The 3,615-nt window shown below is 75.7% G+C and carries 1 protein-coding gene and 1 pseudogene; both read right to left on the bottom strand.

The genetic code is table 11. The features are described from left to right. Positions 1–48: 48 nt before the first annotated feature. Complete coding sequence (locus tag ACFXA3_RS38565) at positions 49–3,360, bottom strand: hypothetical protein (RefSeq protein WP_385195363.1); 3,312 nt, start codon at positions 3,358–3,360, stop codon at positions 49–51. A 35-nt stretch (positions 3,361–3,395) separates the two neighbouring features. After that, positions 3,396–3,615 (bottom strand): annotated as a pseudogene (locus ACFXA3_RS38560) (Kelch-like protein 17); the annotation flags it as partial.

Raw genomic sequence — 3,615 nt, 5'->3', positions numbered from 1 at the left:
CTCGCTCTCCACCCCCCCTTTTCCCCACCCGGACCGCGCTTTCTGTAGCTACCCGCCCCGCTGGGCCTCGCGCTGGCCGGTGAGCGTCGCTCCGAGTGCGGCATCCGACGGTACCGCCGAGCCCTCGGGGCCGGTCGTGGCGGTCAGTACGGCGTCGGCTTCGGCCACGGTCAGGCCGCCGGCCTGCAGCGCCTCCACCTCGTCGGCGAACCGGCCCGTGTCCGCCAGCGAGGCGCGCACCGCCGCGGCGGGGTCGCCCGCCGCCGGCGGCTCGCCCACCGCGCCCCCGGCGCCGACCGACGACTCCCGGCGTCCGGGGTCCTCGGCCGGCGAGGGACCCAGCCGTACGGGCCGGCCGGCGGGCAGCTCCGTCTCGCCGCGGCGTGCCGTCCCGTCGCCCTCGGCCGGGAGTCCGCCGGGGCGCAGCGGACTGCCGCCGCGCAGCTCGAACAGCCGCAGCAGTTCGGTGATCGGCAGCCGGACGGCGCGGGCCAGCGTGACCGTCCGCACCAGGGCGCCGAGGTGGGCGAGCGTCAGCCGGGTGTCCGCGACGACGGCCCGGGGGCCCCCGACGAGCGCGGTCAGCTCGGCGTCGGTGATTTCCAGGCTCCCGAGCAGGGCGGCCGACACGGGATAGGACCGCAGATCACCCGTTGCCTCGACCTCGGTGCGGGACGCGTTCAGCAGGAACGGGTTGCGGCCGCCCGGCGCGGTGGCGATCACCGTGTCGTCCAGGAACAGACGGTCGTACAGCGGAAGGTCGTCGCCCGTGCGGTACGGATGGGTGTCCAGCGGGCCGAACAGGCACAGCAGCCGCTCCACGGGCAGACCCAGCCGGTCGGACAGGCGGCGTACGGCGACCACGCAGGACAGGGTCGCGGTGGTCAGCTCGCCCGGCGTGCAGGTGGCGATGACCCGGTCGAGCCGGTGCGCCGGCCAGTCGAGCACCCGCCGCAGCCGCTCGAAGCGGTGCAGCCGGTCGAGGGTGTCCGTGCTCAGACCGTCGATCCGCAGCAGCCGTGTGTCGCACGGGCGGTCGGGGTCGGTCGGTTCGATCACCAGGGCGCGGCCCGGGTCGACGAAGCGGGTGTCCAGCACCGACTCCAGCTCCGGATGGTCCAGTTGAGCGGTGTCGAGCATGGCCCGCACCGTCGAAACGGAGTCCAGGAGCTGGGACGGCGGCATGCCGGAGGGCTTGCCGTAGAAGGCGGCCAGCGTGTAGCCCGGCTCGGTGGTCCCACCCGTGATCATCCGCAGGCCGGCCATCGTGATGCCGAGGCTCTCCGCGATCACCTCGACGGAGTCCGCGCCCGCCGGGTGCAGCGTGGCCATCAGCTCCGCGCGCGGCACTCCGAGCATCCCGAGGTAGGTGCGGGCACGGTCGGCCCAGAGGTCGTACGGCAGCGTCCACGGGTAGCAGGCGCCGGCCAGCCGGTTGTAGGCGCCGTGGTTCGTCCACTGGGGCTGGATCCGCAGGTGCGCCGAGTCCCCGCTGCTCTGCCGCAGCCGGTCCCCGGTGGCGGGGTCCTGGACGATGGCGTTCTCCAGCACCTCGTTGACGAGGTCGACGTGCGGGAGCATGAGGTTGGTGTTGTCGCAGCTGAGCTTCAGGTGCCACAGGTCGGGCCGCCGGGCGTACAGCGTGTCCGCCATCGGGCTCTCGCCCAGCTCGCCCATCGTGCCCGCGCTCGGCGCCCGCTTGAGGAAGTACAGCAGGTCCACCAGATATGCGGGCTGGCCGTAGAGGGTGCGGCACTCCTTGCAGGCGCACTGGTCGGCCGAGCCGAACAGCTCCTCCCAGTCCGGGACCAGATCGGCATGCGCCTGCGCCCGCGGCAGCCACGGGACGTCGAACTGTCCCGCGGTCCGCAGGTCCGCCACCAGGTTCACGGCCGCGGCGTGCACCCGCAGCGCCCGCGCGTGCACGGCGTGCGCCTCCGCCTCGTCGAGGTGTTCCGCCATCCGCGCGGCGAAGGTCCCCCGGGCCAGCCCGGCGATCGCGGCGGAAGAGGAGAACCCCTGGTCCCGCAGCGCCCGCATCGCGTCGAAGCGCGGGGCCACCCGGTACACCCGCTGGAGGGCGGCCAGTTCGCGCCGCGCCTCCTCGTCGGGCACGCTGCGCGCGTCGACCGGGGTGCCGATCAGGTCGAAGTCCGGGTTCGCGACGAGGAAGCGGGCGGCGGGGGCGCCCGCCGGATCGGGGGTGGTGGCGAGCCGGTGGGCCACGTACGCGGTCGGGTAGGTCCGCTCGACCCGGGAGCGCAGCGCGTCAGCGTACGCCGTGGCGGAGAGGGCCTGCGGACCGGAGCGGGGCGGGCCACCGGCCTCCGTGACCAGACCCTCCCAATGGCCGTCGAGCCGGGCGAGATCACGCGGATGGCCGAGCTCTCCGCTGTCGAAGCGGTCCAGGAGCGCGCCCACCAGCTCGGGGTGTCCGTCCGCGACCCGGCTCAACTCGAGTGCCAGGAGCATGCGTTCGCTCGCGGCGGGCGGAGCGTCGACGGTGCGGAGCGCCTCGTGGGCGGTGTGCTCGGGGCCGTCGTGGTCGAGGTGGGCGGAGAAGAGCCGCTGCCGCACCTGCGGGTCCGGGACCGTGATCGTGAACAGGCGGGCCAGGGCGTGCGGTGCCCTCCCGTCCCCGCGCGGGCCGGAGCCGTCGGAGCCCTCGGAGCGGACCGGGCGGCCGGCGTCGAGGTGGCGGGCGCGCAGCGCCGCGACCAACTCCTCGCCGCCGTCCGCCGAGTCGATCAGGCGGGCCCCGGCGGCCGCCGCGAGCGCGTCCCGCACGGTACTGGTGCGCCGGACGGCGAGTTCGCCGAGATCGTCCGGCAGGCCGCGGCGCAGCAGTCCGTAGAACGGCTCGGCCGGCCGGCCCGTGGCGCCGGCGAGCCGGGCGGCCGCGGCGAGGTGACGGACCCGCCCCGGATCGACGCCTGCGGCGTGACCGAGGAACCCCTCCTCCTCCGCGGTCAGTCCGGCCGGATCGGCGCCGTCGAGCAGCGGCCCCACCGCCGCGAGGAGCCGGGCGTACTCACTGCGCGGGTCGGCGGGCAGGGCGACGTCGAGGACCTCCGCGGCGCGGGGCGCCGGGCAGGACGCCTCGGCCGACGGGCCACCGGGGGACGACACCCGCACCACCAGGGCGGCCGGCCCGGCCGGCGGTTCGTACTCCAGCCGGTAACGGCCGTCGCTCCCCGTACGGGTCTCCCCGAGCCGGTGCGCGGACCGCAGCCGCCGGGAGACGAGCTCGACCCGCAGCCCGGCGGCCGCGGGCCGCCCGTCGTCGGTGACGGTGCCGGTGACGAGGCGGCGCACGGGTGGCGCGGCGGATCCGGGCGGGCCGGTGGTCGCTTCGGTCATGGCGGAACTCCTCCGTGCGGTGGTGACGTGACGAACTAGGCGGTGAACAGCTCACTGGTGCCGGTGAGTCGGAAGTACGCGGCGGACGGCGTGGCGGGGCCGGTGGTCACGGCCCCGCCCGTGACCAGGACCCGGCCGTCGGCGAGGACGGCCGCGGCGAAACTGATCCGCCCCACCGCCATCCCCGGTTCCTCGGACCAGGTCCCGAAACGCGGGTCGTAGCGGGCGGCGCTGCGGTAGCCGGCCTCCCCGAGC

Origin of the sequence: Streptomyces sp. NPDC059456, assembly GCF_042750055.1 — a bacterium.
GTDB lineage: Bacteria > Actinomycetota > Actinomycetes > Streptomycetales > Streptomycetaceae > Streptomyces.
This window is presented reverse-complemented; position numbering and strand designations above follow the sequence as displayed.

Bases quoted from the DNA above. Each gene is read 5' to 3' on its own strand.
- ACFXA3_RS38565 (WP_385195363.1), bottom strand. From the start codon at position 3,360: ATGACCGAAGCGACCACCGGCCCGCCCGGATCCGCCGCGCCACCCGTG.